22 protein-coding genes and 1 pseudogene are annotated in these 25,853 nt (G+C 65.1%); 12 read left to right on the forward strand and 11 right to left on the reverse strand.

The annotated features are described in order from the left end of the window. The first annotated feature begins 278 nt into the window (after window positions 1-278). The 10 genes and pseudogenes from iolC to E3T27_RS05480 all read left to right on the forward strand — a co-directional run bounded on the left by iolC (window position 279) and on the right by E3T27_RS05480 (window position 11,426). A complete protein-coding gene (iolC, locus tag E3T27_RS05435; RefSeq protein WP_104197553.1) occupies window positions 279-1,241 on the forward strand; it encodes a 5-dehydro-2-deoxygluconokinase in 963 nt (320 codons plus the stop codon). After that, on the forward strand, window positions 1,238-2,119 hold the full coding sequence (locus E3T27_RS05440) for a class I fructose-bisphosphate aldolase (protein ID WP_134571847.1): 882 nt from the start codon (window positions 1,238-1,240) through the stop codon (window positions 2,117-2,119). The genes iolC and E3T27_RS05440 overlap by 4 nt, the downstream gene beginning before the upstream one ends. 36 nt (window positions 2,120-2,155) lie before the next feature. Beyond that, window positions 2,156-3,667 (forward strand): CoA-acylating methylmalonate-semialdehyde dehydrogenase, encoded by a 1,512-nt coding sequence (locus E3T27_RS05445; RefSeq protein ID WP_104197555.1) that lies wholly within the window; start codon window positions 2,156-2,158, stop codon window positions 3,665-3,667. Between the two features lie 2 nt (window positions 3,668-3,669). After that, window positions 3,670-4,574, forward strand: a pseudogene (gene iolB, locus E3T27_RS05450) (5-deoxy-glucuronate isomerase). Between the two features lie 63 nt (window positions 4,575-4,637). Then, the gene (iolD, locus tag E3T27_RS05455; protein ID WP_134571956.1) at window positions 4,638-6,524 is read left to right on the forward strand and encodes a 3D-(3,5/4)-trihydroxycyclohexane-1,2-dione acylhydrolase (decyclizing); all 1,887 of its coding nucleotides are present in this window, start codon (window positions 4,638-4,640) and stop codon (window positions 6,522-6,524) included. A gap of 124 nt (window positions 6,525-6,648) precedes the next feature. Further along, the gene (locus tag E3T27_RS05460; protein ID WP_134571848.1) at window positions 6,649-7,647 is read left to right on the forward strand and encodes a Gfo/Idh/MocA family protein; all 999 of its coding nucleotides are present in this window, start codon (window positions 6,649-6,651) and stop codon (window positions 7,645-7,647) included. A gap of 2 nt (window positions 7,648-7,649) precedes the next feature. Continuing rightward, window positions 7,650-8,543, forward strand: coding sequence for a TIM barrel protein (locus E3T27_RS05465; RefSeq protein ID WP_174722182.1), 894 nt, complete (start codon window positions 7,650-7,652; stop codon window positions 8,541-8,543). 74 nt (window positions 8,544-8,617) lie between these two features. Further along, window positions 8,618-9,595 (forward strand): sugar ABC transporter substrate-binding protein, encoded by a 978-nt coding sequence (locus E3T27_RS05470; RefSeq protein WP_134571849.1) that lies wholly within the window; start codon window positions 8,618-8,620, stop codon window positions 9,593-9,595. Next, the gene (locus E3T27_RS05475; protein WP_134571850.1) at window positions 9,592-10,632 is read left to right on the forward strand and encodes an ABC transporter permease; all 1,041 of its coding nucleotides are present in this window, start codon (window positions 9,592-9,594) and stop codon (window positions 10,630-10,632) included. Before E3T27_RS05470 ends, E3T27_RS05475 begins: the two co-directional genes overlap by 4 nt. Continuing rightward, window positions 10,629-11,426, forward strand: a complete 798-nt coding sequence (locus E3T27_RS05480; RefSeq protein ID WP_104197561.1) for an ATP-binding cassette domain-containing protein — start codon at window positions 10,629-10,631, stop codon at window positions 11,424-11,426. The genes E3T27_RS05475 and E3T27_RS05480 overlap by 4 nt, the downstream gene beginning before the upstream one ends. 65 nt (window positions 11,427-11,491) lie before the next feature. On the opposite strand, the gene E3T27_RS05485 is transcribed toward E3T27_RS05480, so the two are convergent. The 8 genes from E3T27_RS05485 to E3T27_RS05520 form a co-directional block, all read right to left on the reverse strand. Further along, window positions 11,492-12,256: a GntR family transcriptional regulator gene (locus E3T27_RS05485; RefSeq protein WP_134571851.1), complete on the reverse strand. Its 765-nt coding sequence runs from the start codon at window positions 12,254-12,256 to the stop codon at window positions 11,492-11,494. Between the two features lie 86 nt (window positions 12,257-12,342). Continuing rightward, window positions 12,343-13,485 (reverse strand): cysteine desulfurase family protein, encoded by a 1,143-nt coding sequence (locus E3T27_RS05490; protein WP_134571852.1) that lies wholly within the window; start codon window positions 13,483-13,485, stop codon window positions 12,343-12,345. Between the two features lie 4 nt (window positions 13,486-13,489). Then, window positions 13,490-14,368, reverse strand: a complete 879-nt coding sequence (gene nadC / locus E3T27_RS05495) for a carboxylating nicotinate-nucleotide diphosphorylase (protein WP_104197564.1) — start codon at window positions 14,366-14,368, stop codon at window positions 13,490-13,492. Then, complete coding sequence (nadB, locus tag E3T27_RS05500) at window positions 14,362-15,981, reverse strand: L-aspartate oxidase (protein WP_134571853.1); 1,620 nt, start codon at window positions 15,979-15,981, stop codon at window positions 14,362-14,364. Before nadB ends, nadC begins: the two co-directional genes overlap by 7 nt. A 1-nt stretch (window position 15,982) precedes the next feature. Next, window positions 15,983-17,293, reverse strand: coding sequence for a quinolinate synthase NadA (gene nadA / locus E3T27_RS05505; protein ID WP_134571854.1), 1,311 nt, complete (start codon window positions 17,291-17,293; stop codon window positions 15,983-15,985). Window positions 17,294-17,340: 47 nt separating this feature from the next. Continuing rightward, a complete protein-coding gene (locus tag E3T27_RS05510; RefSeq protein WP_241992136.1) occupies window positions 17,341-18,060 on the reverse strand; it encodes an NUDIX hydrolase in 720 nt (239 codons plus the stop codon). Window positions 18,061-18,147: 87 nt separating this feature from the next. After that, window positions 18,148-18,918 (reverse strand): polyprenol monophosphomannose synthase, encoded by a 771-nt coding sequence (locus E3T27_RS05515; protein WP_104197567.1) that lies wholly within the window; start codon window positions 18,916-18,918, stop codon window positions 18,148-18,150. Between the two features lie 4 nt (window positions 18,919-18,922). After that, entirely contained in the window at window positions 18,923-20,467 is a 1,545-nt protein-coding gene (locus E3T27_RS05520) for a glycosyltransferase family 39 protein (protein WP_134571855.1), read from the reverse strand. A 129-nt stretch (window positions 20,468-20,596) separates the two neighbouring features. Between E3T27_RS05520 and E3T27_RS05525 the strand changes: the two genes are divergently transcribed. Then, the gene (locus tag E3T27_RS05525) at window positions 20,597-21,442 is read left to right on the forward strand and encodes a carbon-nitrogen hydrolase family protein (protein ID WP_198416489.1); all 846 of its coding nucleotides are present in this window, start codon (window positions 20,597-20,599) and stop codon (window positions 21,440-21,442) included. A 4-nt stretch (window positions 21,443-21,446) separates the two neighbouring features. On the opposite strand, the gene E3T27_RS05530 is transcribed toward E3T27_RS05525, so the two are convergent. Together E3T27_RS05530 and E3T27_RS05535 are read right to left on the reverse strand one after the other, a co-directional pair. Further along, window positions 21,447-21,839 (reverse strand): DUF7882 family protein, encoded by a 393-nt coding sequence (locus E3T27_RS05530; RefSeq protein WP_241992137.1) that lies wholly within the window; start codon window positions 21,837-21,839, stop codon window positions 21,447-21,449. Between the two features lie 169 nt (window positions 21,840-22,008). Beyond that, the gene (locus E3T27_RS05535) at window positions 22,009-23,103 is read right to left on the reverse strand and encodes an alpha/beta fold hydrolase (RefSeq protein WP_134571856.1); all 1,095 of its coding nucleotides are present in this window, start codon (window positions 23,101-23,103) and stop codon (window positions 22,009-22,011) included. Window positions 23,104-23,298: 195 nt separating this feature from the next. Here E3T27_RS05535 and E3T27_RS05540 point away from each other — a divergent pair, with 195 nt between their 5' ends. Next, on the forward strand, window positions 23,299-24,372 hold the full coding sequence (locus E3T27_RS05540; protein ID WP_134571857.1) for an alkene reductase: 1,074 nt from the start codon (window positions 23,299-23,301) through the stop codon (window positions 24,370-24,372). Window positions 24,373-24,555: 183 nt separating this feature from the next. Here E3T27_RS05540 and E3T27_RS05545 read toward each other — a convergent pair whose 3' ends face one another. Beyond that, window positions 24,556-25,755 carry an aminotransferase class I/II-fold pyridoxal phosphate-dependent enzyme gene (locus E3T27_RS05545; protein WP_134571858.1) on the reverse strand — a complete coding sequence of 400 codons (1,200 nt, stop codon included), beginning with the start codon at window positions 25,753-25,755 and terminating at the stop codon, window positions 24,556-24,558. Window positions 25,756-25,853 lie beyond the last annotated feature (98 nt).

A 25,853-nucleotide genomic window follows, 5' to 3' on the forward strand; every position in this document is an offset into this window, starting at 1 on the left:
TCTCTTCTTTGAGGCGAGTGTGCACGCGCGCTGGCGCGATCGGGGGATGGCCGCACCCCGATGGGGATGAACAGCCATTTGCAGGCTAGATGCGGCGCGATGGGCATGTCAATGTGGTCAGATTCGGCGCACCGTCAAGCCAGAAGGCGTTATGACCTGCTCACACCGGCTTGAAAAACTTTTTGTCAATATGTCATGACATTAAGCGCTGAGGCGGCTACTGTGGAGGGACGGCGCTAAGCCGACCACTCCTAGTACAGAAAGTTGTACATCGACGTATGACGACTTCACCGCGAACCCCCCACGATGTACTGACCATAGGCCGCGTCGGCGTCGATATTTATCCGTTGCAGGATGGTGTCGGCCTCGAAGACGTGTCAACGTTCGGCAAGTATCTCGGTGGCAGCGCGACCAACGTTGCCGTCGCCGCTGCACGCCACGGATTGAACTCGGCGGTCATAACCCGCACCGGTAACGACCCCTTCGGCAACTACGTGCACCAGGAGCTCGTGCGCCTGGGCGTCAGCGACGAATTCGTCTCGGGGGTCGCCAACCTCAACACCCCCGTCGTGTTCTGCGAGATATTTCCGCCCGACGACTTTCCCCTCTACTTCTATCGGGCGCCGAAAGCTCCCGACCTGGTCATCAACCCCGACGAACTCGACCTCGACGCCATCAGGAACGCCCGCGTTTACTGGTCGACCGTGACCGGCCTCAGCGAAGAGCCGAGCCGATCCGCTCATTTCGCAGCCTGGCAGGCCCGCGGCCGAAGCCCGCTGACGATTCTCGATCTCGACTACCGGCCCATGTTCTGGGCATCGCCCGAAGAGGCGAGCGCTCAGGTTGCCCACGCGCTCAGCCAGGTCACGGTCGCCGTCGGTAACAAAGATGAGTGTGAGGTCGCCGTCGGCGAGACGGAACCGCTGCGGGCCGCTGATGCCCTCCTGGAACGCGGCATCGAACTGGCCATCGTCAAACAAGGTCCAAAGGGCGTGCTCGCGAAGACTCGTACCGAAACCGTTGAGGTGCCGCCGTACTTCGTCGACGTCGTCAACGGCCTCGGCGCCGGCGACAGTTTCGGTGGGGCCCTCTGCTACGGACTGCTGCAGGACTGGCCGCTGCGCCGTATTCTGCAATTCGCCAATGTGGCCGGCGCCATTGTCGCCGGCCGCCGGGAATGTTCTACCGCCATGCCCACGACCACTGAGGTTGAAGAAATCTTGAAGGGATTGTCAGCATGACCAGGCTTGACTTCGACGCGCTGCGGCATGCCCGCGCGGCGCACCCTGAGCGCATCGGCGAGATTCTAGCGAGCCGCGCCCGGCGCGACCTGATTCAGGGCGATGGCCGACTGTTCATCGTGGCCGCCGATCATCGTGCACGGGGCGCCCTCGGCGTGCGTAAAGATGCCACCGCCATGGCCAACCGTTATGCGCTGCTCGAAAGCCTCGCGACCGCACTCTCCCGCCCGGGCGTTGACGGCGTGCTGGGTACCCCCGACATCATCGACGACCTTGCCCTGCTCGGTCTGCTCGACGATAAGATCGTGGTCGGGTCGATGAACCGCGGTGGCTTGTGGGGTTCGTCCTTCGAGATGGATGACCGCTACACTGCCTACGACATCGACAACATCAAGCGCGACCGCCTCGACTTCGCAAAGAATCTCGTGCGCATCAACCTCGAAGATGCCGGCTCGCTCGCCACCCTCGAGGCCACAGCTATCGCCGTGAGCGAAGCGGCTGCGGCCGGCATCCCGATCATGCTGGAGCCGTTCATGAGCTCCTGGGTCGACGGTCGCGTCAAGAACGACCTCACGGCGGATGCCGTCATCCTCTCGATTGCCATCGCCGAAGGCCTCGGCAACTCCAGCGCCTACTCGTGGCTGAAGCTGCCGGTCGTTTCCGACATGGCGCGCGTGATGGCGGCGACCACCCTGCCGACCCTGCTCCTCGGCGGTGACCCGGTGGGCGACCAGGACGAAACCTTCGAATCCTGGCGCAACGCCCTCGAGCTTCCCGGCGTGCGCGGCCTCGTCGTGGGTCGCAGCTTGCTCTACCCGAGCGATGGCAACGTCGAAGCAGCCATCGACACCGCCGCCGCACTCGTTCACGGCGCCTAAAAACTCTCATCCACTCTCGTCCAGAAGGAAGCACCCATGCCCGCAATCGTCACGGATTTAGCCCTCGTCGCGCACTGGATCGACGGAAAGGAACAGCCGGGAACCTCCGGCCGCACCGCGCCGGTCTTTGACCCGGCGCTGGGAACGGTGAGTAAGAATGTTTCGCTCGCCGACCAGGCCGAGATTGCGGCCGCCATCACCAGCGCCAAGGCCGCCTTTCCAGCCTGGCGCGACCTGTCCATGGCCAAGCGCCAGCAGGTTCTGTTCAGCTTTCGCGAACTGCTGAACGCCCGCAAGGGCGAGATGGCCGAGATCATCACGAGCGAGCACGGCAAGGTACTCTCCGACGCGCTCGGTGAGATCTCCCGCGGCCAGGAGGTCGTGGAATTTGCCTGCGGCATTCCGCACCTGCTCAAGGGCGACTACTCCGAAAACGTCTCGACTGGCGTCGACGTGTACTCCACCCGCCAGGCGCTCGGCGTCGTTGCCGTGATCAGCCCGTTCAACTTTCCGGCCATGGTGCCCATGTGGTTCTTTCCGCTCGCTCTCGCGGCCGGAAACTCGGTGATCCTCAAGCCGAGCGAGAAAGACCCGAGTGCGGCCATCTGGATGGCCAAGCTGCTCCAGGAAGCCGGCCTCCCCGACGGTGTATTCACCGTGCTGCAGGGTGACAAGGAATCCGTCGATGGCCTGCTCGAGCACCCGGACGTGAAGGCCATCTCCTTCGTGGGGTCGACCCCGATCGCCCAGTATGTCTACGAAACCGGCACCCGCCACGGCAAGCGTATCCAGGCCCTCGGTGGTGCCAAGAACCACATGCTGGTGCTGCCCGACGCCGACCTCGACCTCGTGGCCGACTCCGCTATCAACGCCGGCTTCGGTAGCGCAGGGGAGCGTTGCATGGCCATCAGCGTGATCGTCGCGGTCGAGCCCGTCGCCGACGTGCTGATCGAGAAGATCGTCACCCGCATGAATACCCTCACCGTGGGCGACGGACGTCGTTCCTGCGATATGGGTCCACTCGTTACCGAGGTGCATCGAGACAAGGTCGCGAGCTACATCGAGATCGCGAAGGAAGACGGCGCCAACATCGTCGTCGACGGCCGCGGCATCGAGGTGGACGGCGACCCGAACGGGTTCTGGCTCGGCCCGACCCTGATCGATGCCCTGCCGGTGACGTCCAAGGCGTACACCGAAGAGATCTTTGGACCGGTACTATCGGTGGTACGGGTGGCGAGCTTCGAGGAGGGCGTCGACCTGATCAATTCCGGCGCCTTCGGCAACGGAACCGCCATCTTCACCAACGACGGTGGCGCTGCCCGCCGTTTTCAGAACGAGATCGAGGTGGGCATGATCGGCATCAACGTGCCGATCCCGGTGCCCGTGTCGTACTTCTCCTTCGGCGGTTGGAAGAACTCGCTGTTCGGCGACACCAAAGCGCACGGCGTCGAGGGCGTGCACTTCTTCACCCGCGGCAAGGCCATCACCAGCCGCTGGCTCGACCCGAGCCACGGCGGCATCAACCTCGGCTTCCCCGAGAACAACTAACGATGACAACCCCATCCGCTGACTGGTTCTACGCCCTGGGCTCCCTCGAACGCGACGGCTGGGAAACCGTCGTCGACAGGGCCATCAGCGGATGGCGGTACACCGGTATCCGCGTCGCGGCCCTCGCCGGGGGCGACGCCCGGACGCTGGCTGCGGAGGCCGTGGAGCGCATCGTGGTTCCTCTCGCAGGGTCGTTCACGGTGCGCTACACCCTCGCGGGCGAGACCGAGGAACGCTCTCAGGTGCTCGCGGGGCGGGCATCCGCTTTTCACGGCCCCACTGACACGCTCTACCTGCCCACCGGCACCGCGCTCTCGATCGAAGGTGCTGGCCGGGTGGCGGTGGCCGAGGCGCCGACCGACCAGGCGCTTCCGGTGGCCTACCTTCCGGTAGCGGATGTCCCGATCGAGCTGCGCGGGGCTGGTCGCTCGAGCCGCCAAGTGCACAACTTCGGCACCCCGGCCAGCCTCGCGGCCGACCGGTTGATCGTGTGTGAGGTGATCACCCCGGCCGAGAACTGGTCAAGTTACCCGCCGCACAAGCACGATGAATATGCGCCCGGTGTGGAGTCGAGCCTCGAGGAGATCTACTACTTCGAGACCGCAGTCACCCGTGGCCAGGTCGCGCCGGAGACGGCGAGCCGGTCGGCCTCATGCGCACGTATTCCTCCGAGGCCGGAGACATCGACATCATGGCGGAGGTGCACACCGGCGACGTCGCCCTCGTGCCATTCGGCTGGCACGGCCCGTGCGTCGCAGCCCCCGGCTACGACCTCTACTACCTTAACGTGATGGCCGGGCCGGATCCCGACCGCTCGTGGCGCATCCGCGATGATCCGGCGCACGGCTGGATCCGCGACACCTGGGTGGGCCAGGAATTTGATTCCCGTCTTCCGTACACGTCATAATCCGATTTCTCCGGCAGCGACCGGCAGTACCCGAAAGGACACAACGCAGTGACTACTCGTCGTATGACAGTCAGCCAGGCGCTCATTGAGTTTCTAGCCCACCAGTACACGGTCGACGGCGATGTGCGCGAGCGCACCATCGTGGGCACCTTCGGCATCTTCGGCCACGGAAACGTCGCCGGCATCGGCCAAGCCCTCAAACAGCTCTCCGTCGAGGACCCCTCGCTGATGCCGTATCACCAGGCGCGCAACGAGCAGGGGATGGTACACGAATCTGTGGCTTTCGCCAGGATGCGTCGGCGTCGGTCGACCTTCGCTTGCACTGCCTCGGTGGGGCCGGGTGCCACCAATATGCTCACCGGTGCCGCCCTCGCGACAATTAACCGTTTGCCCGTTCTGCTCCTTCCCTCTGACACGTTCGCTACCCGGGCGGCTGACCCGGTGCTGCAGCAGCTAGAACTTCCGAACGACGCGAGCATCAGCGTGAACGATGCCTTCAAGCCCCTGTCGCGGTTCTTCGACCGGGTGCAGCGCCCTGAACAGCTGTTTTCGGCGGCCATCGGCGCCCTGCGGGTGCTCACTGATCCGATCGAAACCGGCGCGGTCACGCTATGCCTCCCCGAGGACGTGCAGGCGCAGGCGTTGGACGTGCCGGTGGAGTTTCTCGCCGATCGGGAGTGGCCGATCCGTCGCCCCAGGCCGGATCGCGGCATCATCGACCAGGTCGTGCGCGCTATTCTTGAGGCTAAACGCCCCATGATCGTCGCCGGTGGCGGCGTCATCTACTCCGATGCGGCTGCGGCGCTCGCCGCGTTCGTCGAGCTGACCGGGATTCCTGTCGGAACCTCACAGGCTGGCGTCGGATCCCTGGTTTGGGACCACCCACAGTGCCTCGGCGCGGTGGGTGCTACCGGCACCACGGCCGCCAACCGCATCGCCCGTGACGCCGACCTAGTCATCGGGATCGGCACGCGGTACAGCGACTTCACGACCGCCAGCCGCACCGCCTTCCAGCACCCCGGCGTGCGCTTCGTCAACATCAACGTCGCGTCCTTCGACGCGATCAAGCATGGCGCGGCAATTTCGGTGGTAGCGGATGCCCGGGAAGCACTCCTTGAGCTCACCGTGGGTCTCGATCGGTACCGGGTCGACGCTGAATTCGCCGATCGCATCCGCTTGGAGAAGGTGGAGTGGAATTCGGTCGTCGATGCGGCCATCGCCCCGAGTAGGCGGCCGTTGCCGGCCCAGTCCGAGATCATTGGTGCGGTGCAACAGGCCTCCGACCCGCGCGATGTCGTCGTGTGCGCGGCCGGTTCGCTGCCTGGCGACCTGCACAAGCTTTGGCGGGTACGCGACGAACTCGGCTACCACGTGGAATACGGCTTCTCCTGCATGGGGTACGAGATCGCCGGAGGCATCGGTGTGCGGCGGGCTGCCCCGGATCGCGACTCGATCGTCATGGTCGGCGACGGTTCTTATCTCATGATGCACACGGAGATCGTGTCGGCTGTGGCGGAGGGCCTAAAATTCATCATCGTGCTCGTGCAAAATCACGGCTACGCGTCCATCGGCCATCTGAGCGACACAGTCGGCTCGCAGCGCTATGGCACGCAATACCGTTTTCAGGACAAGTCCCACAACAATTTTGAAACGGAGGTAACGCTGCCGATCGACCTGGCTGCCAACGCGGCAAGTCTCGGGATAGCCGTGATCAGGGTAGAGCCCGGGCCAGACGCCATCGCTGAACTGGTCGTGGCTGTGGCAACGGCGAAGGCTTCCACAACGGCGACCCTGATTCATATCAATAGCGACCCCCTCCTGTTTTCGCCCGATACGGAGAGTTGGTGGGACGTGCCGGTGGCCGAAGCCTCTGTCCTCGAGAGCACGACACAAGCACGAGCGGAATACGTAGCGCAGCGTGAAAATCAGCGCCCCTATCTAGGGGCCTAGCCCATGTCGAAAAGATTTGTTCGTATGTCAAGACAAACACTTGACGGCGGTTTGGCAACCGTATACCGTGGTCAAAAGCGACAACATTAGGACAATAAAACAAATTTTATGTGGAGGCAATAAAGTGCGATTCGTAGTTCTGGGTGCCGGCAGGATCGGGCTCTCCCACGTCGGCACGTTGAAGGCACAGTCCGGTGTCACCGACCTCCTGATCGCCGACCTCGACCCAGCCCGCGCCGCTGCCGCTGCCGCTTCGGTCGGCTCAGAATCCGCCACGATCGACGATGCATTCGCCTCGAAGCCGGACGGCATTGTGATTGCCGCCCCGACCTCGGCCCACGCCGAGCTCATCGTGCGGGCCGTGCGCGCCGGTATCCCCACCTTTTGTGAGAAGCCACTCGCCGAAAGCCTCGCTTCGAGCATCGCGCTCGTTGAAGAGGTCGAGCGTCGCGACGTTCCGGTGCAGATCGGATTCCAGCGCCGATTCGACGCTGGTTATGTGGAAGCCAAGCGTGCCCTGCAGGCGGGTGACATCGGCGAATTGCGTCGGATGCATCTGTTGACCTGCGACCCGACTCCACCGCCGGCGCAGTACGTTCCCACCAGCGGTGGAATCTACCGCGACTGCCACATCCATGACTTCGACATTCTGCGCTGGGTCACCGGCCGCGAGGTTGCTACGGTATTCGCGACCGGCGCCAACCGCGGTGCCCCCTTCTTCGCCGACGCCGGCGACGTCGACGAGTCCGCCGCCCTGCTCACCCTCGACGATGGCACGCTGGTCACGGTGCAGGGCTCGCGCTACAACGGCGCGGGCTACGACGTGCGCATGGAACTCGCCGGAAGCCTCGGAAACCGATCGGTCGGACTCGACGAGCGCGTTCCACTGACCAGCGCTGAGCCGGGCGTTAGCTTTCCCACTGAGTCGGCCTGGCCGAACTTTCAGGAACGATTCGCTCCCGCCTATGCAGCAGAGCTCGCCCGATTCGTCGCTGTCGCTGCGGGTGAAACCGCAAGTCCGTGCACCCCGCGGGACGCCCTCGAAGCGCTCTTCATCGCCGAGGCCGCCGAACTGTCCCGTGCCGAAGGTCGCCCGGTGCGCCTCGATGAAGTCAAGCGCTGAACGTGGTCGAGGCATCCGCTAATCTCCTAAGCCGCATCGCTGCCGCACCGATTTCCTGGGGCGTGTGCGAAGTTCCCGGTTGGGGATTTCAGCTCACCCCCGAGCGCGTTCTCGGCGAGATGCGAGACCTCGGTGTCGTGGCCACGGAATTCGGCCCCGAAGGATTTCTTCCGGCTAGTCCCAGCGACAAATCGGCGACTCTCTCCGATGCCGGGCTGAAGGCCGTCGGCGGATTCGTGCCGATTGTGCTGCACGACGTGGATATCGATCCCGTTCCGGCTATCGAAGCTGAACTCGACTCGTTCGTCGCGGCCGGGGCAACCCGGCTCGTTCTCTCGGCCGACACCGGCCAGGTCGGTTACGACTCGAGGCCGGCGCTGAGCGAGCAGGAATGGGTCACACTGCTCGTCAACCTCGATCGTCTGGTGCAAACGGCAGCCGCACGTGGCGTGGTGGCATCGATCCACCCGCACGTCGGAACGATGATCGAATCGAGCGACGATGTTGCGCGGGTGTTGAACGGCTCCCAGATCGGGCTCTGCCTCGACACCGGGCACCTTCTCATCGGTGGAACCGACCCGGTTGAGCTGGCTCGCAGCAACGCCGCCAGGATCAGCCACGTACACCTCAAGGACGTGCGCCGGGAACTGGCCGAGCGGGTACAGCGCAAGGACCTGAGCTACACCGACGCAGTGCGCCTGGGCCTGTACGCGCCGCTCGGATCCGGCGATATCGACATCGCATCGATCGTTCGTTCGCTGGAGGCGGCCGGTTATGCGGGCTACTACGTGCTCGAGCAGGACACCATCCTGACCGAAAACCCACCCGTCGGCCAGGGCCCGCTCTCTGATGTGCGCACCAGCATCGATTTTATCGCCGGTTTGGCGACTCCCTAAAACATCTCAGTCCCGACAGCACCACCCGCACCACACACAGCACTATTCACATGCATCCAATGGAGGATTCACTCATGAAGCTCAAATATCGCTGGATGACGGCGCTCGTCGTCCTGCCCCTCGCCCTTACCGGTTGCACGGCCACCACCAACACTGCGGCCACCACGACCACCGACGCCGCGGCATCCGGCGACAAGATCACGATCGCGGTCGTCACCCACGGCTCCCCGGGAGATACCTTCTGGGACGTCGTTAAGAGCGGTGCGGAGCAGGCCGGCACCGATTTGGGGGTCACCGTCACGTACCAAGGCGATGGCGACCCGGTGAAGCAGAGCCAGCTGATCGACGCAGCTATCGCCACGAACCCAGACGGTCTCATCGTCTCTATGGCCAACCCCGACGGTGTCCAGAACGCGGTTGACAAGGCGGTCGCCGCCGGCATCCCGGTGATCACCATCAACTCCGGCCTCGACCAGTCCAGGGAATTCGGTGCTCAGACCCACATCGGTCAGAGTGAATTCATCGCCGGCCAGGGTGCGGGCGAGCAGCTTGCCAATGCCGGTGTCAGCAATGTCATCTGCGTCATTCACGAGGCCGGCAACACCGGACTGGAAGAACGCTGCGATGGAGCAGCTGACACCCTCGGCGGCACGGTCACCAACGTTCAGGTCGACGTCGCGAACGTCGCGGACGCTCAGAACACCATCAAGAGCAGCCTTCTGGCGGACGCGTCCATTGATGGCGTGCTCACCCTGAACCCGGGCATCGCCGTCGCGGCCAGCCAGGCGCTTGAGGAAGCCGCCAGCACAGCCGTACTGGCGACCTTTGACGTGTCCTCCGACGTCACCCAGTTGATCCTCGACGACAAGATCCTGTTTGCCGTCGACCAGCAGCCCTACTCCCAGGGCTACCTCCCGGTGACGTTCCTCACCCTGCAGGCGCGCAACGGCGATGTTGTCGGTGGCGGTCTGCCGGTCTACTCCGGCCCCGGCTTCGTCACGAAGGACAACGCCGATCAGGTCGCGAAGTTCGCGAAGAATGGAACGCGATGACTCTCACCGCATCCGCGGTGACCGATGAACGGATCAAGCCCGCCGGCCTGATCATCACGCTGCTGCGCCGACCCGAGGTCGGCGCAGCGGTTGCCGCCCTCGCCATTTTCATCTTCTTCTCGGTCTCAACGCAGGCGTTTCTGACACCGGCGGGCGTGGCCACCTGGCTCTACTCCGCATCCCTGTTCGGTATCATGGCCGTCGCGGTGGCCCTGCTCATGATCGGCGGAGAGTTCGACCTCTCCGCCGGTGCCATGGTCGGTACAACGGGACTGATCGTTGGGATCGTCACGACCGAGTGGGGCGTCAATATCTGGCTCGCCCTCGTCATCGCCCTGGCTATCGCCCTGGCCATCGGTGCGGCAAACGCCTTCGTAGTGATGAAGACCGGCCTGCCGAGCTTCATCGTGACGCTCGCCACCTTTTTCATTCTGCAGGGAGTGAACCTTGCCGTCACGAAGATCATCACCGGCACCGTATCAATTCAGGGCATGAGCGCCGTGCCCGGCTTCGATGCCGTCAGGGTGTTCTTTGGCTCTTCCTTCAGCCTGTTCGGCATGGACGTAAAGATCTCCATCGTCTGGTGGCTCGCTATTACAGCCCTCGCCACCTGGATTCTGCTGCGTACCCGCGCAGGCAACTGGATCTTTGCGGTCGGTGGACAGATCACCAGCTCCCGCCAGGTCGGCGTGCCGGTCATGAAGGTTAAAATGGGCCTGTTCATGACCACGGCCGGTGCCGGGTGGCTGGTCGGAATGCTGCAGCTGTTCGATGTATCCACGGTGCAGGCCACCACCGGCATCGGCCAGGAGTTCATCTACATCATCTGTGCCGTCGTCGGTGGTTGCCTGCTGACCGGCGGCTACGGTTCGGCCATCGGTGCGGCGCTCGGTGCCCTCATCTACGGCATGACCCTGCAGGGCATCGTGTTTGCCCAGTGGGACAACAACTGGCTCAAGGCTTTCCTCGGTGGGATGCTGCTGCTGGCCGTGCTCGTCAACCTCTATGTACGCCGCCAGGCAGGAGTTCGCTCATGACGCACGCAGAAGCATCCGCTGCCCCGCCCATTCTCGAAGTTCGGGACATCGGCAAGACCTACGGTTCCATTTTGGCGCTGCAGGGTGTGTCGGCCTCGGTCGGGGTCGGTGAAGTCCTCTGTGTGCTGGGGGACAACGGTGCCGGAAAGTCGACGTTCATCAAGATTCTGTCCGGGGCGCACGCCCACACCCAGGGCAAACTGCTCGCCTACGGGATTGAGCGCATCTTCGGCAGCCCGCGTGAGGCCCTGGATCTGGGGATCGCGACGGTCTACCAGGATCTCGCCGTGGTTCCGCTGATGCCGGTCTGGCGAAACTTCTTTCTGGGCTCGGAGGTGACTCGCGGGTTCGGCCCGTTCAGCCAGCTGGACGTCAAGGGCATGCGCCGGATCACCAAGGAAGAGCTCGCCAAGATGGGCATCGACCTGCGCGATGTCGACCAGCCGATCGGCACCCTGTCGGGCGGTGAACGCCAGTCGGTGGCCATCGCACGCGCCGTGTACTTCGGCGCGAAGGTCGTCATCCTCGACGAGCCGACCTCCGCTCTGGGCGTCAAGCAGGCCGGTGTGGTGCTCAAATACATCGCGCAGGCCCGCGACCGCGGCCTCGGCGTGGTTTTCATCACGCACAACCCGCACCACGCCTATCCCGTCGGCGACCGGTTTCTGCTGCTCAAACGCGGAACCAGCCTCGGCGATTTCAAGAAGAGCGAGATCACCATCGAGGAAATGACCAAGCTCATGGCAGGCGGAGCAGAACTCGACGCGCTGGCGCACGAGCTCGCTCGCGCCTAGCTCGCCTCAGGAAAAAATCTGGCCGTCTGACCCTGTGGGGGTTCAGGCGGCCAGACGTCGTTGCGCTACTTCTCGACCAGCGTCACCTCGAAGGAGTACAGGTCGGGGCGGTAGCAGTGCTGACCGAACTCAACCGCGCGGCCCGAATTGTCAAACGCCGTGCGGTCCATCGTAAGCAGGGCCGAGTTCTTCTCGATCTCCAGCAGCACGGCCTCCTCGTTGGTGGACTTGCGGGCGCCAATGTGCTGGCGGGCTACCCGCATCGTGACACCTCGTGAACGCAACACCTGGTACAGGCCGTGCGCGACGAGATCACCCGGTTCGATGCCGATGAACTCCTCGGGGAGCCAGTTTTCCATCACGGCAACGGGCACGTCGTCAGCCAGCCGCACGCGGCGCAGGTGCAACGTTTGACTACCCTCGTCGACGCCGAGGCGCTCGGCTGTTTTCGCATCCGCTGCCTGCGATTCGAGGGTCAGCAGGTGGGTCGAGGGCACCTTGTGCGTGCTGGTGAGGTCGTCGTAGAGGCTGGTCAACTCGACCTTGCGCGTCACCTGGCCGTGCACGACCTGGGTGCCGATGCCGCGACGGCGGACCAGCAGGCCCTTGTCAACGATTTCCTGGATGGCGCGGCGCACGGTTGGGCGGCTGAGGCCCAGGCGCTGGCCGAGGGCGACCTCGTTCTCGAGGCGTGAACCCGCAGGCAGCTCACCGCTGAGAATGGCCTTTTCGATGCGCTGGGAAACCTGAAAGTACAGCGGAATCGGGCCGGACCGTTCCAGGTCCATGAACATTCCCATGGGGAGGGTGTTTTCTTCCTGCGCGCTCATGTGGCCCCTTCACTGACATGCCAAGAGCTTTGGTTAGTTGTCCTGACAATATCAGGTCATGCTGTGGGCTACCGGGGAAAAATTTGCTACCCACCGAGCCGGGCCACCGCAGCGACAGCAGCACGAACGGATGCCGCGGCCGCGGCCGCTTCCTCCGCCGTCGTACCAGCGCCCAGCGTGAACCGCACCGCCGTCTGAGCCACGTCGGCCGACAAGCCCATCGCCGTGAGCACGTGCGACGGTTCGCTGCTTCCGGCCGCGCAGGCGGAGCCACTCGAACACACGATGCCACGTTGTTCAAGCTCAAGTAGCACCGCCTCGCCGCTCGTGCCCGGAAACACGAACGACGCTGTGCCCGGCAGGCGTTCGGTGCGGTGTCCGGTGAGGCGGGCCGATGGGGTCTCGCCCAGCACGGTGGCGATAAATTCATCGCGCAGAGCGCCGGTTCGACTGGCGACCAGAGCGCGTTCGGCGACGGCCAGGCGGAGCGCCACGGCCAGAGCCACCGCCCCGGCGACGTTCTCGGTACCGCTGCGTTTGCCTCGTTCCTGCCCGCCACCGTGCACCAACGGTTCGATCGCCAGACGCCCGCGCAGAAAGACGGCACCGATGCCGGGGGGAGCGCCGAGTTTGTGGCCGGACAGGCTCAGCGCATCCACGCCGAGCCTCGTCACATCGAGGTCGAGCCAGCCGCCGGCTTGCACCGCATCGGTATGGAACGAAACTCCAGCGGCGTGAGCTACAGCGGCCAGTTCGGCCAGGGGCTGCACCGTGCCGACCTCATTGTTGGCATAGTGCACGGAGATCAGGGTCGTATCGGGCCGAAGCGCACGGGCCAGGCCGGCGGGGTCGACGCGGCCGGCGGCATCCACCGGCAGCAGTGTGATCTCGAAACCGTGCAGGCGGTGCAGGTAGTCGCAGGATTCCAGTACGGCTTCGTGCTCGATCGCGGTGGTGACCACGTGGCGGCCGAGCGGGGTGCCCAGCGCTATGCCTTTGATCGCGAGGTTGTCGCTCTCGGTGCCGCCGCTCGTGAACACGACCTCGCCGGGACGACACCCGAGCGACTGCGCCACGCTGCGCCGTGCCTCCAGCAGCGCGGCCGCCGCAGCTTCGCCGACCTGATGGTGGCTCGACGGGTTACCGAAACTGCCGGTCAGATGCGGCCACAGGGCCTCGAGTGCTTCGCGGCGCACCGGGGTCGTCGCGGCGTTGTCCAGGTAGATCATGGGTCTAAAGCGCGAACCCGGCCGGCGTGTTCACTCGTATGGCGATATCGAGGCCGAGGTCGAGAGAGTGCACGCTGTGCGTGAGCGCTCCCACCGAGATGACATCGACACCGGATGCCGCGATCTCGCGCACCGTCGCCAGCGACACACCGCCGCTCGCCTCGACGATCGCGCGCCCGGCGACCTGAGCGACGCCCGCGAGCAGGTCGTCGGGGCTGAAATTGTCGAGCATGATCGTGTCGATGCCGGCGGCGATTACGTCTTCGATCTGGTCGAGGCGGTCGACCTCCACCTCGAAGTGGGTGGTGTGAGAGAGGCGGGCGCGCACGGCCAGCAGCGCCTCGGTCAGGCTGAGTGGCCCGGCCGCGAGCACAGCGAGGTGGTTGTCCTTGGCCATGACGGTGTCGGAGAGGCTGAACCGGTGGTTGTGGCCGCCGCCATCGCGAACGGCCTGCCGCTCCAGGGCGCGCAGCCCGGGGGTGGTCTTACGGGTGTCCACGATGCGGGCCTGGGTGCCAGCCGTCTCGGCCACGTACCGGGCGGTCAGGGTGGCGATTCCGCTCATCCGCTGCACGAAGTTCAGGCCGATGCGCTCCGCCTGCAGGATGCCGCGGGCCGGGCCGGTCACCTCGGCGAGCGTTGCACCCGCGGCGAACGAGTCGCCGTCGGCGACGAACTGGCGCACGTCGATGCGGGCGTCGGTCAGGGCGAAGGCGGCGGCGAACACGGCGCCTCCGCTGAATACGCCCGGTTCGCGTGCTTCGAGCCGGGCCGTCGCGACGGCGTCGTCGGGAATGAGCACGGCCGAGGTGAGATCGCCCCACGGGGCGTCCTCGTCGAGGGCGGCCTGCACAACAATGGTGATGGAATGGTCGGTCAGCATGCGATGGCCTCCTGGGCCGCAACGGGTGGGAGTGGTTGGTCGTGTCGTGTCTGCGAGACTGAGCGGGCCAGTTCGGGCCGGGGTTCGGGAAAGTCCGAGCGGTAGTGCGCGCCGCGGGACTCTTTGCGGGCCAGGGCGGCGGCCACGAGCAGCCGGCCGAGACCGAGCAGGTTGCGGTCTTCGAGGGCGGCGACCGAGGTGCTGGTGTGTTCCGGTGCGGTCCACTCGGCGAGGAGGGCTGCGGCGGTAGCCAGGCCGCCACCCGAACGGTGCACCCCGGCGAGGTCCCAGAGGAGCTGTTGGAGCGCGGGGCGATCAACCAGCGTGTTGGCGTCAGCCGACGGTAACTTTATGGCGGTCTCGTCGGGCAGGCCATGGATCGAGCTGGCCGAGAATTCAACCGGCGGATGGGGGCGATTTGCGGTGCGGGTCGCGCCGGCCGGCCACGGCTGGCCGAGCGCGCGCACTGCGCGGTCGGCGAAAACCGCCGCTTCGAGCAAAGAATTGGAGGCGAGCCGGTTGGCGCCGTGCGCTCCGGTGCGAGCGACCTCGCCGACGGCGAAGAGCCCGGGCAGGCTGGTGCGGGCCCAGGTATCCGTTGCGACGCCGCCCATCCAGTAGTGCGCGGCCGGCGCCACCGGGATGGCCTCGATCGCCCAGTCGAGACCTGCCGCCCGGCACGCTGTCGTGATGGTGGGGAACCGGGTTTCGAGCAGCTCGCGTCCGAGCGCGGTCGCGTCGAGCCGTACCGGGGCGCCGCCCTGGCGTTCCATCTGGCGGGCGATGGCGCGGGCGACGACATCGCGTGGCGCGAGTTCGGCGTCGGGGTGTTCGGCGAGCATGAAGCGATCGGCGAGGAGATTGCGCAGAACGGCGCCTTCACCCCGCACCGCCTCGGACACGAGCGGGGTGCCGGGTACAGCCAGGGCGGTCGGGTGAAACTGGTAGAACTCCAGATCGGCAACGTCTGCGCCGGCACGGTACGCCGCCGCTACTCCATCACCGGTCGCGACCGAGGGATTGGTGGTGTGGGTGTAGAGGGCGCCGGCACCGCCGGTGGCGAGGATCACGGCGTCGGCTTCGACGCTTCGCTGCACGTTGTCCGGGCCGAGAACGCGGGCGCCGCCCACGATACCGCCGTCGACCACCAGGTCGACGAGCATCGTATGTTCGCGCACGTCGATCGAGGCCCGGCGTCGCACGGTCGCCACGAGGGCAGCCTCGACGGCGGCCCCGGTCGCGTCGCCGCCGGCGTGCACGACCCGCGAGCGTGAGTGTGCCGCTTCCAATCCGCGGGCCACGCCCGACTCGTCCCGGTCGAAGTCCACGCCGAAGCGGATGAGGTCGCGCACCCGGGCCGGGCCTTCTTCGCAGAGCACCCGTACCGCGGCCGGCTCGCACAGTCCGGCGCCGGCGCGCAGGGTGTCGAGCACGTGCGCGTCGACCGAGTCGTCCCGAAATAGGGCAGCGGCAATGCCACCCTGCGCGTAGCGGGTATTGCTTTCTGGCAGTACCGACTTGGTGACGAGGACCACATGGTGTCCGGCATCCGCCGCGCGCACGGCGGCCAGCAAGCCACCGAGGCCGCTGCCGATGACGAGGATCGACGCCATGTCAGGCGCCGACCAGAACCGGTGGCCGGGCTGCGAGCATCCGCTCGAGGGCAAGTCGGGCGTGACCGGCAACATCGGCCGAGACCGTGATCTGGTTGAGAACCTGACCTGGCGCTTCGCCACCGCCCACGAGTGCCTCGAGCACCCAGGCCAGGTAGCCGGCGTGGATGCGGTACATGGTCGAGCAGGGGCAGATCACCGGGTCGAGGCAGAAGATCTCATGCTCGGGATGCTCGGCGGCGAGACGGTTCACGAGGTTGATCTCGGTTCCGATCGCAAAGGTCGTGCCGGCCGGAGCGGCGGCGATCGTCTTGGCGATGAAGTCGGTGGATCCGGCCGAGTCGGCGGCGTCAACGACCTCCATCGGGCATTCCGGGTGCACCAAGACCCGCACGCCCGGGTGTTCAGCGCGGGCGGCCTGGATCTGCGGCACGGTGAAGCGGCGGTGCACGCTGCAGAAGCCGTGCCAGAGCACGACCCGGGCGTCATCGAGTTGGGCAGCCGTATTGCCGCCGAGGGGCTTGGTCGGGTTCCACATCGGCATCTGCGCCAGCGGAACGCCCATGGCTTTGGCGGTGTTGCGGCCGAGGTGCTGGTCGGGAAAGAACAGAACCCGCTGGCCACGTTCGAACGCCCACTCGAGCACGGCCTGGGCGTTCGAGGAGGTGCAGACGATGCCGCCGTGCTCGCCGCAAAAGCCTTTGAGCGCCGCGGAGGAGTTCATGTAGGTGACGGGGATCACCGGAACCCGGCCGGAAGCATCCGGAGCCGTGCCGTAGAGTTCCTCGAGCTGCTCCCAGCACTCGGTGACGGAGTCGATGTCGGCCATGTCGGCCATGGAACAGCCGGCGGCGAGGTTGGGCAGAATCACGGCCTGGTCGCCGCCGGAGAGCAGATCGGCGGTTTCTGCCATGAAGTGCACGCCGCAGAACACGATCGCGGCTGCGTCGGGACGGCTCTGCGTGGCCTGGGCCAGCTGAAAGGAATCGCCGACGAAATCCGCGTGGCGCAGCACCTCATCGCGCTGATAGAAGTGACCGAGGATGACCACCGAATCGCCGAGCACGTTTTTGGCTTCGACGATACGTGCGCTGAGTTCCTCCGGTGAGGCGGTGCGGTAGCGCTCCGGCAGCGCGCCCTGACGGGGCGACCCGGCCGGTATCACGTCGCCCATCGACGAACCGGGTCCGTAGCCGGGCGTGCCGGCGTCGAACTCCCACGGAGGGGTCGCCAGGTCGGTGCTGCACGTGCTGCCGGCGACTTTGCCGGTGCTGATGAGACGAATGGTGGTCTCGACCGAGGGAATAGTCATGGCCGTGCTCCTTGAAAGTGGTGGGGTGGAAAGTGCGACACAGTGGTTCAGACAGCCGGTCCGGGTGGGTCGTGCGCGGCGGCCCGATCGTCATAGCGGTAGAGCCGTGCTGGGCGATGCCGCGCCCCGGCCACATATTGGTCGGTGCTGATCAGGCTGCCGCTCGCCTCGATCGACCGGCGAAAATTTGCCGGGTCGAGTGCTTTCTGCAGCACGGCCTCGTGTACCCCGCGCAGTTGGGCGAGGGTGAACGTGTCGCCGAGGAACGCGTGGGCGATGCGGGCATATTCCACCTTGGTACGTAGCCGCCAGAGCGCGTATTCCACGATGCGGTTGTGGTCGAAGGCGAGTGGAGGAAGTCTGTCCGCCGCGAACCAGCGCACGTTCTCTCCAACAAATGCCCGCTCCGCGACTTCGGAACGCACGAGCGCCCAGTAGACGACGGATACCACGCGCAGCCCGGGGGAGCGGTCTATATCACCGAAGGTGTACAACTGCTCGAGGTACCGCGGCGAGAGATCGGTTGTCTCACGCAGGGTGCGGGCAGCGGCCGCGGCGAGTTCCTCGTCGGCCGGCAGCCAGCCGCCGGGCAGCGCCCAGAGGCCGAGATGTGGCTCGCGGGTGCGGCGCACGAGGGGCAGCCACAAAGTCTTGCGTCCCGACGTGTCGTCCCGGCGCAGGGTGAAGATCACCGTTGAGACGGCCAGGGTTGCTCGGGCGCTTCCATGCTCGAGCGGGCTCTGCTCGGTCAGATGATGCTCCAGCACGGGGATCCAGTCGTAAAGGTCGAAGTGACTTTAACTGCTGAGATCATCATATAGTCAAATCGACTCAAACACCGAAATACGTCAAATTCAGGCTTGACGTGCGGCCGCAGCGGCCTCGCGTGCGCCCGTTCGGCTGATACCCATACCCATCACGCCCCACAGTGTTACGCGGGCCATCGCCTCCACGGCGATGCGTGGACTCATCTTCGACGCTCCTCGTACCCGCTCGACGAATGTGATCGGTACCTCGACCACGCGCAGGTCGGCCCGCACGGCGTGCAGAAGCATTTCGATCTGAAAGCAATAGCCGAGGCTGTCCACGCTGGAAAGGTCCATCCGTTCGAGGGCCTGGGCCGAGTAAACCCGGTAGCCACCGGTAGCGTCTCGTTGCGGCAGTCGCAACAGCAAGCGGGAATAGAATGATCCTCCACGGGAGAGCGCACGCCGGTGCCAGGGCCAATTTTCGATGGCTCCGCCGGGCACCCAGCGTGACCCCATCACTACGTCGGCCGTGTCGGCCGCCGCCAGCAGACTCGTGAGCTGCTCTGGCAGGTGGGAGCCGTCGGCATCGATCTGCACCAGTTGGGTATAACCGCGGGAAAGGCCCCAGCCGAAGCCGTCGAGATACGCTGCACCGAGCCCGGTCTTTTCGGTGCGATGCAGCACGTGAACGTTCGGATCCCGGGCCGCCAGGCCGTCGGCGAGTGCGCCCGTGCCATCGGGGGACGAATCATCGACGACCAGGATGTGCACGTCGGGCACACTGAAACGCAGCCGATCCACGATCGAGGCAATATTTTCTGCCTCGTTGTAGGTCGGTACAAGTACCAGGGTGGTAGGTACAGAGTTGGTAGGCACGACGTTACCTCGTCATTTCAATGATGCGGGTGCGGTTTACCAGTGTCGACTGGGCGACGTGGAATCCTTGAACGGTGAGCGTGCGGACATCCGTTTCTCTTCGCGAATCTCCACTTCCCGAGTATTGCAGGAGCCAGACGCGGTCGAGGGCTGTCACGGCCGGCAGCGCGTCGGTCAGCGGTTCCACCTCGTCCCACAGCCAGGTCGTGGCGTCGTAGGGGCGGGTGAGGGTCACATCATGCAGGCCGGCGAAGGCCTCGGGGTAGAGATGCATAGCCAGCCGCGGGACCCGTGACGGGCGCACGCTTTGGTCGAAGACAACGCCATCACCGGGCGTCGCTTCGGTGGCGATGATGTCGGCGGCCTGGCGCCAGTCGCTTCCCTCGTTCTTGCCGAAGTCACCGCGTTGCGCGGCGTAAGCAGGCACGATCACGGCCACCAGCGCCAGCACGCTCGCTGCCCGCAACCAGTTGTTGGCGAGCGCTGCAACGCCGACGGCAATGACGATGCCCACCGCCGGGGCACAGAGCGACAGGTAGCGCAACGAATACATCGGTACCAGTTGGGTGCCGATGAGCAGAATGGCACTGGGTATCACCATCCACGCCACAAAGACTGCCAGCCCAGCGCGTCCGGGCAATCCGGTGGACCGATGGGTAACGGGACCGCGCAGGAACACCGCGAGCACTGCCACGAGGATGAGCGCCCATGCCACGATCGCCACCGGAATGGTGTCGAACCACTGCATCACCGCTGCCTCTGAGACCGTCACCTGTGGCCGTCGGCCGATGAACGCGATCTGTTCCCGCTGCGCGGAACCCGCCAGAAATATCGGGGCGGCCAGCAGCAGCCCGAGTGCGCTCGCGCTCACCCAGGCGACGACGCTGCGCCACAGGAGATGCGAGCGCGCCAGCACCAGAACCACCACCGCGTGCACCGGCAGCAGCAAAGCCAAAAATAGAAAGACGTAGATGCCGAGCGCGAGCAGCAGGGAATATCCGCCCCACAGCAGGATCTGGTGGCTTCGACGCGCGCCTTCGCTGCGCACCGCGTGCACGAGCAGCACGGTGAGCCAGACCCCGATAGCCGTCGCGATAGCGGTGGATCGCGCTTCGGAGCCCATATAGGTGACCCGGGGAATCAGAGCGAAGACCAGGCCACCGCCGATCGCCACTCGCGACCCCATGAAGAACCGAGCCAGAACGACAGTCCCCGACGCGGCAACACCGATCGCGATCGCACTCGGCAGCCGGGTGGAGAGCTCCGAACTGCCGAAGAGATCGATCCAGCCGTGTAGAAACAGGTAATACACGCCGTGCACGGCATCCACGTTGTCGAGCATGCCGAACAGCGAGGGCAGCGATCGTTCAGCCGACATAATGCTCGCAGCCTCATCGCCCCAATACGACGGCTGCCAGGACCAGGCGAACGAGATCAGACAAGCCACCAGGCCTACGAGACCTGCCGACCAGCCGGGTGAGCGCCGCATCCACAGGGATCGTCCGGGTAGCGGGGATGCCGTGAGGCGCGAAGCGAGAACGGAAGTCACCCTATGAACCTACCCAGCAATTGTTAACGAAAGCCTTCGAAACCCCCCGAGTTGCCTGCCAAGAGCAATCCTTTCACTGGTCGGCCTCGGCAGGGGTGCCGGTATCGAGCCAACAGCTAGGCTTTCGCCATGACTTCAGGCGCCGCAAGTGATCAAGCCAGCATTGCCGAAGCGAGCATGGTCGGCGTGGCAGTCGCCCAATTCGCGCCGGGTCCTGATCGGGCGCACAATCGCGCCGTGCTGCGACAGCTCGCGACCACGGCCGCCGGGCGCGGCGCCCACCTCGTGGTCTTTCCCGAGTACTCCGCCTTCTTTGAGCCGAAACTCGGGCCGTCGTTTGTGGCGGCAGCCGAACCACTCGATGGAGAATTCGTTACGGCGTTGGCCGCGCTCGCCGCAGAACTGAGCGTTCATATTGTCGCTGGCATGCTCGAAACGACCGCAGACCCGGCCCGGTTTTCCAACACCCTTGTCGCCATCGACCCAACCGGACGCCTCGTAGCGACCTACCGCAAACTGCACCTCTACGACGCGTTCGGCGATCGCGAATCACAGTGGGTGCTGCCGGGCACAGTGACTGATCCGGAGATCTTTGACGTCGGCGGGCTGCGAGTGGCCCTGCAAACCTGCTACGACGTGCGTTTTCCCGAGGTCACACGTCGGCTCGTCGATGCTGGGGCCACCCTCGTGCTTGTGCCGTCTGAGTGGGTGCGGGGTCCGCTCAAAGAACACCATTGGCGCACCCTGCTCACGGCTCGGGCACTGGAGAATACCGTTTTTCTGGCCGCGGCCGATCACACACCGCCGATCGGCGTCGGCACGAGCCTCATCATCGACCCGATGGGCGTTGCCCTGGTCAGTCTTGGTGAAAGCGCGGATGTCGCCGTCGCGTTCTTGGCACCAGAGCGGGTCGCCGCCATACGGGCGATCAATCCGGCCCTCGCACTGCGTCGCTTCGCCGTCGTTCCGCGCTGAATACTCAGCCTTTGGTGACGCTGGCCTTGGTTGCGCGGGTCTGTGCGGCCACTCGAATGCCGAGGGACGGTTCGATTTTGGCAGCCGCGTCGGTGTCGACGGCGGCGCTTTCTTCGGCGGTGACGATTAATCCCTGCGCGCTGTTGGCCGAACGGGTCAGCTGGGCAACCCAGTTCGGGTTGATGGTCGGTGCGTGGCCGCCGGAAAATTTGAAATACAGCGGAATCGCCGGGTGCAGCCAGGCTGAGCTGCGGCCGTCACCGACCACGGCGGCGTCCCGCCAGGACAGCAGAAAGCTTTCGCCGCGGCGCAGCTTTTGAATGATCACGAGCTGCAGGTGTGCCAGCATTCGGTCTTCGAATTCCACGACGACACGGTCGTACGTGAGGGAACCCACGATCGCCACTTCCACTTCGATTATCGGTTACGCGTTGCCCGGTAGCGCTTTGCCCGGTAGCGCTTTGCTCGGCTGCGCCGACCGGGAGTCGGAAACGAATAAAAGCGCGGCCTGCCCAGCTGCGAAGAACTGAGGACGTCTTCTACTGTCCTCCATTTGGGGGGTAAGTTCAAGGTTTAGAGAAAGTGTTCGGCTGACTCGCGGGTGCCGGGATCGGCCGGGGATCGGCGAATTCGAGCCGGAGCAAGACCTCGAGCGGGCGTTCGATCTGGCCGAAATGCCCGGCTCCTGCGATGGTGCTGATCACGCAGTTCGGTACCGCGGCGCGCAGTCGCTCGTCATCGTCAGCTGTCACGAACACATCGTGGTCACCGTGCACTGAACGCACTGGGCAGCAGATATGCGCCCACCGGGCGGCTGTGTCGTAGGCGCCGGCCCGCACGGCCGCGCGAACGAACCGGGCTGGCCTGACCTCGGTGCCGAGCGCAGCGACGACCGTCGAGGCGACAGCCCCTGGCCGGCTGAACAACGGGGCTACGAGGGCGCGTAGCAGGCCAAGGCGCGCGACAGCCCGCACCAGGCCGCGGCCGAGGGGGCCGGCGAGTTGCAGCATCCGCATGGTCAGGAGCAGCGCCGTGAACGCAGGCAGCATCGAAAACTGGCGTATCGGGTGACGAACGCTGTTCTGGATCGAGAATGTGGTGGCCGAGACCAGTCCAACGGATGTCGTTGCGCGCTTTTCGCTCGCCGCCAGCTGCAGCGCGATGAAGCCACCCATGGAGTGACCGACGACGTTCCAGTGTTCGTAGCCGAGGGAGCGGGCTGCGTCGGCGACCAGCTCGGCCATCGACTCGACACCGGATGGCGTTTCGTCGGAGGCCACGGGAGAGTCGCCCCATCCTGGCAGATCGGGAATGATGAGATCGATCAGGTCGCGGCCTGTCGCATCGGCGGCCTGCAGCAGGGGCGTCCACGTCGTCCACGAGCCGGCGGCGCCGTGCAGCAGAATGGTTGCCGTGTCGCTCGCGGTGCGGCGTCCGTGCCGAACCACGACCGTTCCGCCCCGAAGACGCATGGTACTCGTGGTGAGGCCGAAGTGATGAGCATCGGCGTCGAGGGGAAAGGGACTGTACCCCAACGCTGTGGCCGGTGGGGCTGGCTGCGGCCGAACGCGCACCTGTGGGCCGGACGCGGAAGCATCCGGGGCCCCGAGCGGTGCCACGGGGTGGTTGCGGTTCGCTGGTGGGGACATCAAGGTGCTCATGGGGGTAGTTCGGTGCCGCAGTCAAACCGGATTGCCGATTCGAATGATTCGGGAACCCGAATTTACAGTTGATTGGCAGGCAGGAATATCGTGCCGCTGCGTTCCGTTCTGCTTACGGATGCACAGGACTTCCCTGGAGCCTCCCAGAAGAACATGTCCGGTCTGACTGACCGGATGATTTAGAAAGAAGTGTCCGTGAAACTCTTTTCTCCGCTGAACGTTGGCGACCTCGAACTTCCCAACCGCCTCGTCATGGCGCCGCTGACCCGCGTCCGCTCCGGCCAGTCGGGTGTTCCCGGTGAACTCGTTGCCCGGTACTACGCGCAGCGCGCCACCCTCGGCCTGATCGTGAGTGAAGGTACCTACCCGAGCCACGCGGGCCAGGGTTTCACCGGCCAGCCAGGGCTCGTCGAACCGGAACAGCTTGCCGGCTGGAAAGCGGTCACCGACTCAGTGCACGCTGCTGGAGGCCGTATCGTCGCCCAGGTCATGCACGCCGGCCGGGTCACCCACGAAGCGACCACCGGTGGCTACCCGGTCGTCGCGCCGAGTGCCATCGCCGTCAACGGCCGTACACGCACCTATGACGGCAAGAAGGACTACCCGGTGCCGCACGCTCTGACTATCGACGAGCTGGGCGGCATCCTGGATGAATTCGTGCTGGCCTCGAAGAACGCCATCGCGGCCGGATTCGACGGCGTCGAACTGCACGGCGCCAACGGTTACCTGCTGCATGAGTTCCTGTCGCCGGCCTCCAACGTGCGTGACGATTCCTTTGGCGGCTCGCCCGAAAAGCGCGCCCAGTTCGTCATCGACGTGGTCACCGCAGTCGCTCAGGCGATCGGCGCTGACCGGGTGGGCCTGCGTATCTCACCCGAACACAACATTCAAGACGCGCTCGAAACGGATGCCGCCGACGTCACGGCTACCTACGGTGTTCTCCTCGACGGGATCGCCTCGCTCGACTTGGCGTACCTGAGCGTGCTTCATGCGGACCCGCGCGGTGAATTCGTACAGAATCTGCGGTCCCGTTTCGGCGGTGTCTTCCTGATCAACAGTGGATTTGGCACCATCACCGAGCGCGACGAGGCTCTGGCCATCGTTCACGACGGTGTCGCCGACGCCGTCGTCGTTGGTCGTGCGGCCATCGCCAATCCTGACCTCGTGCGCCGCTGGCGTGACGACCTGCCGGTGAATGAGCCCAACCCGCTCACGTACTATGCCGACGGCGCAGAGGGTTACACCGACTACCCCGCCCTCGCCTCCTAGCCCCTCGCGGAGCCCACCCCACTCGGGTCGGGCGCATAACTCCTGCAATTCGTGGGCCGTCGGCGAGAATTCCGCGTCATTTCGGGGTTCAAACCACGCTGCCACAGAAATTGCAGGAGTTATGCACGCTGGGGTGTGCGGTGAGCGTTGGGTTGCAGGAGTTATGCACGCGGGGGTGTGCGGTTAGCGCCGCGACAGGTTCGCGAGCTGCTTCGACGCCTGCTCCAGGAGTTCTATCTTCTTGCAGAAGGCAAATCGAACAAGCGGCGCATAATCGGCCCGGTTCGCCGGGGAGCAGAACGCGGTGATCGGCACCGCGACCACACCAGCCAGCTCCGGCAGGCGACGGCACAGCTCTGCACCGTCCGTGAACCCGAGCGGTGTCGCATCCGCAACGATGAAGTATGAGCCCTGCGGCAGCGTGATTTCGAAGCCGGCCGCGCGCAGCCCGGTAGCAAGCACATCGCGTTTGTGCTCCAACTCGGCGGCAATGTGGGTGAAGTACGAATCGGGAAGGTCGAGCCCCGCTGCGATCGCGGGTTGGAACGGCGCCGCACTCACGTAGGTGAGAAACTGTTTGACCGCGAGGATCGCCGTGATGATCGAAGAAGGGGCAGAGACCCAGCCCACCTTCCACCCGGTGAGACTGAACGTCTTGCCGCCCGAAGAAATGGTGACCGTTCGATCCCACGCTCCCGGCAGGGTGGTGATTGGAATGTGCGGCGCCTGGAACGTGAGGTGCTCATACACCTCGTCGGTGACGATGAGCGCGTCGTGCCGTTGCGCGAGCTCGACGATCAACTCCAGCGTCTGCCGGGCAAAAACCGCGCCCGTGGGATTGTGCGGATCGTTCACGATAATCAGCCGGGTGCGGTCGGTGACGGTTGCCCGCAGCGCGTCGAGGTCTGGTTGATAGTCGGGTGCCCGCAGCGGCACTGGTCGATGGATGCCGCCACCGAGGCCGATCAGACCGCCGTAGGCGTCGTAGAACGGCTCAAAGGTGACGACCTCGTCACCCGGCTCAATCAACGCCAGAATGGTGGCAGCGAGAGCTTCTGTGGCCCCCGCAGTGACGAGGATTTCGTTGCCCGGGTCGAGTTCCAACGCATAGAACCGGTACTGGTGCCGGGCGATCGCCTCCAGCAGCACCGGCTGGCCCCGGCCGGGCGGATACTGGTTGACTCCGTCGCTGATGGCTTGGCGGGCCGCCTCGAGCACTACGGCTGGCCCGTCTTCATCGGGAAAACCCTGCCCGAGGTTGATCGCACCGGTGCGCATCGCAAGCGCGCTCATCTCGGCGAAGATGCTCGCTGCAACGGTACCGTCAGCGGCGAGAAGTCCGGCCCCGCGCGCCGTGCGTCGCCACGCGCCGGACATGGTCATCGCTGGCGTGCCTGAGTGAAGTTCTGCATGGTTTCCAAACTATCGCTTGGGCAACGTCTGGGCATGATCATTGACTGCTCTCAGCTTGTACATATTGA

It is taken from the genome of Cryobacterium lyxosi, from assembly GCF_004403345.1.
Lineage (GTDB): Bacteria > Actinomycetota > Actinomycetes > Actinomycetales > Microbacteriaceae > Cryobacterium > Cryobacterium lyxosi.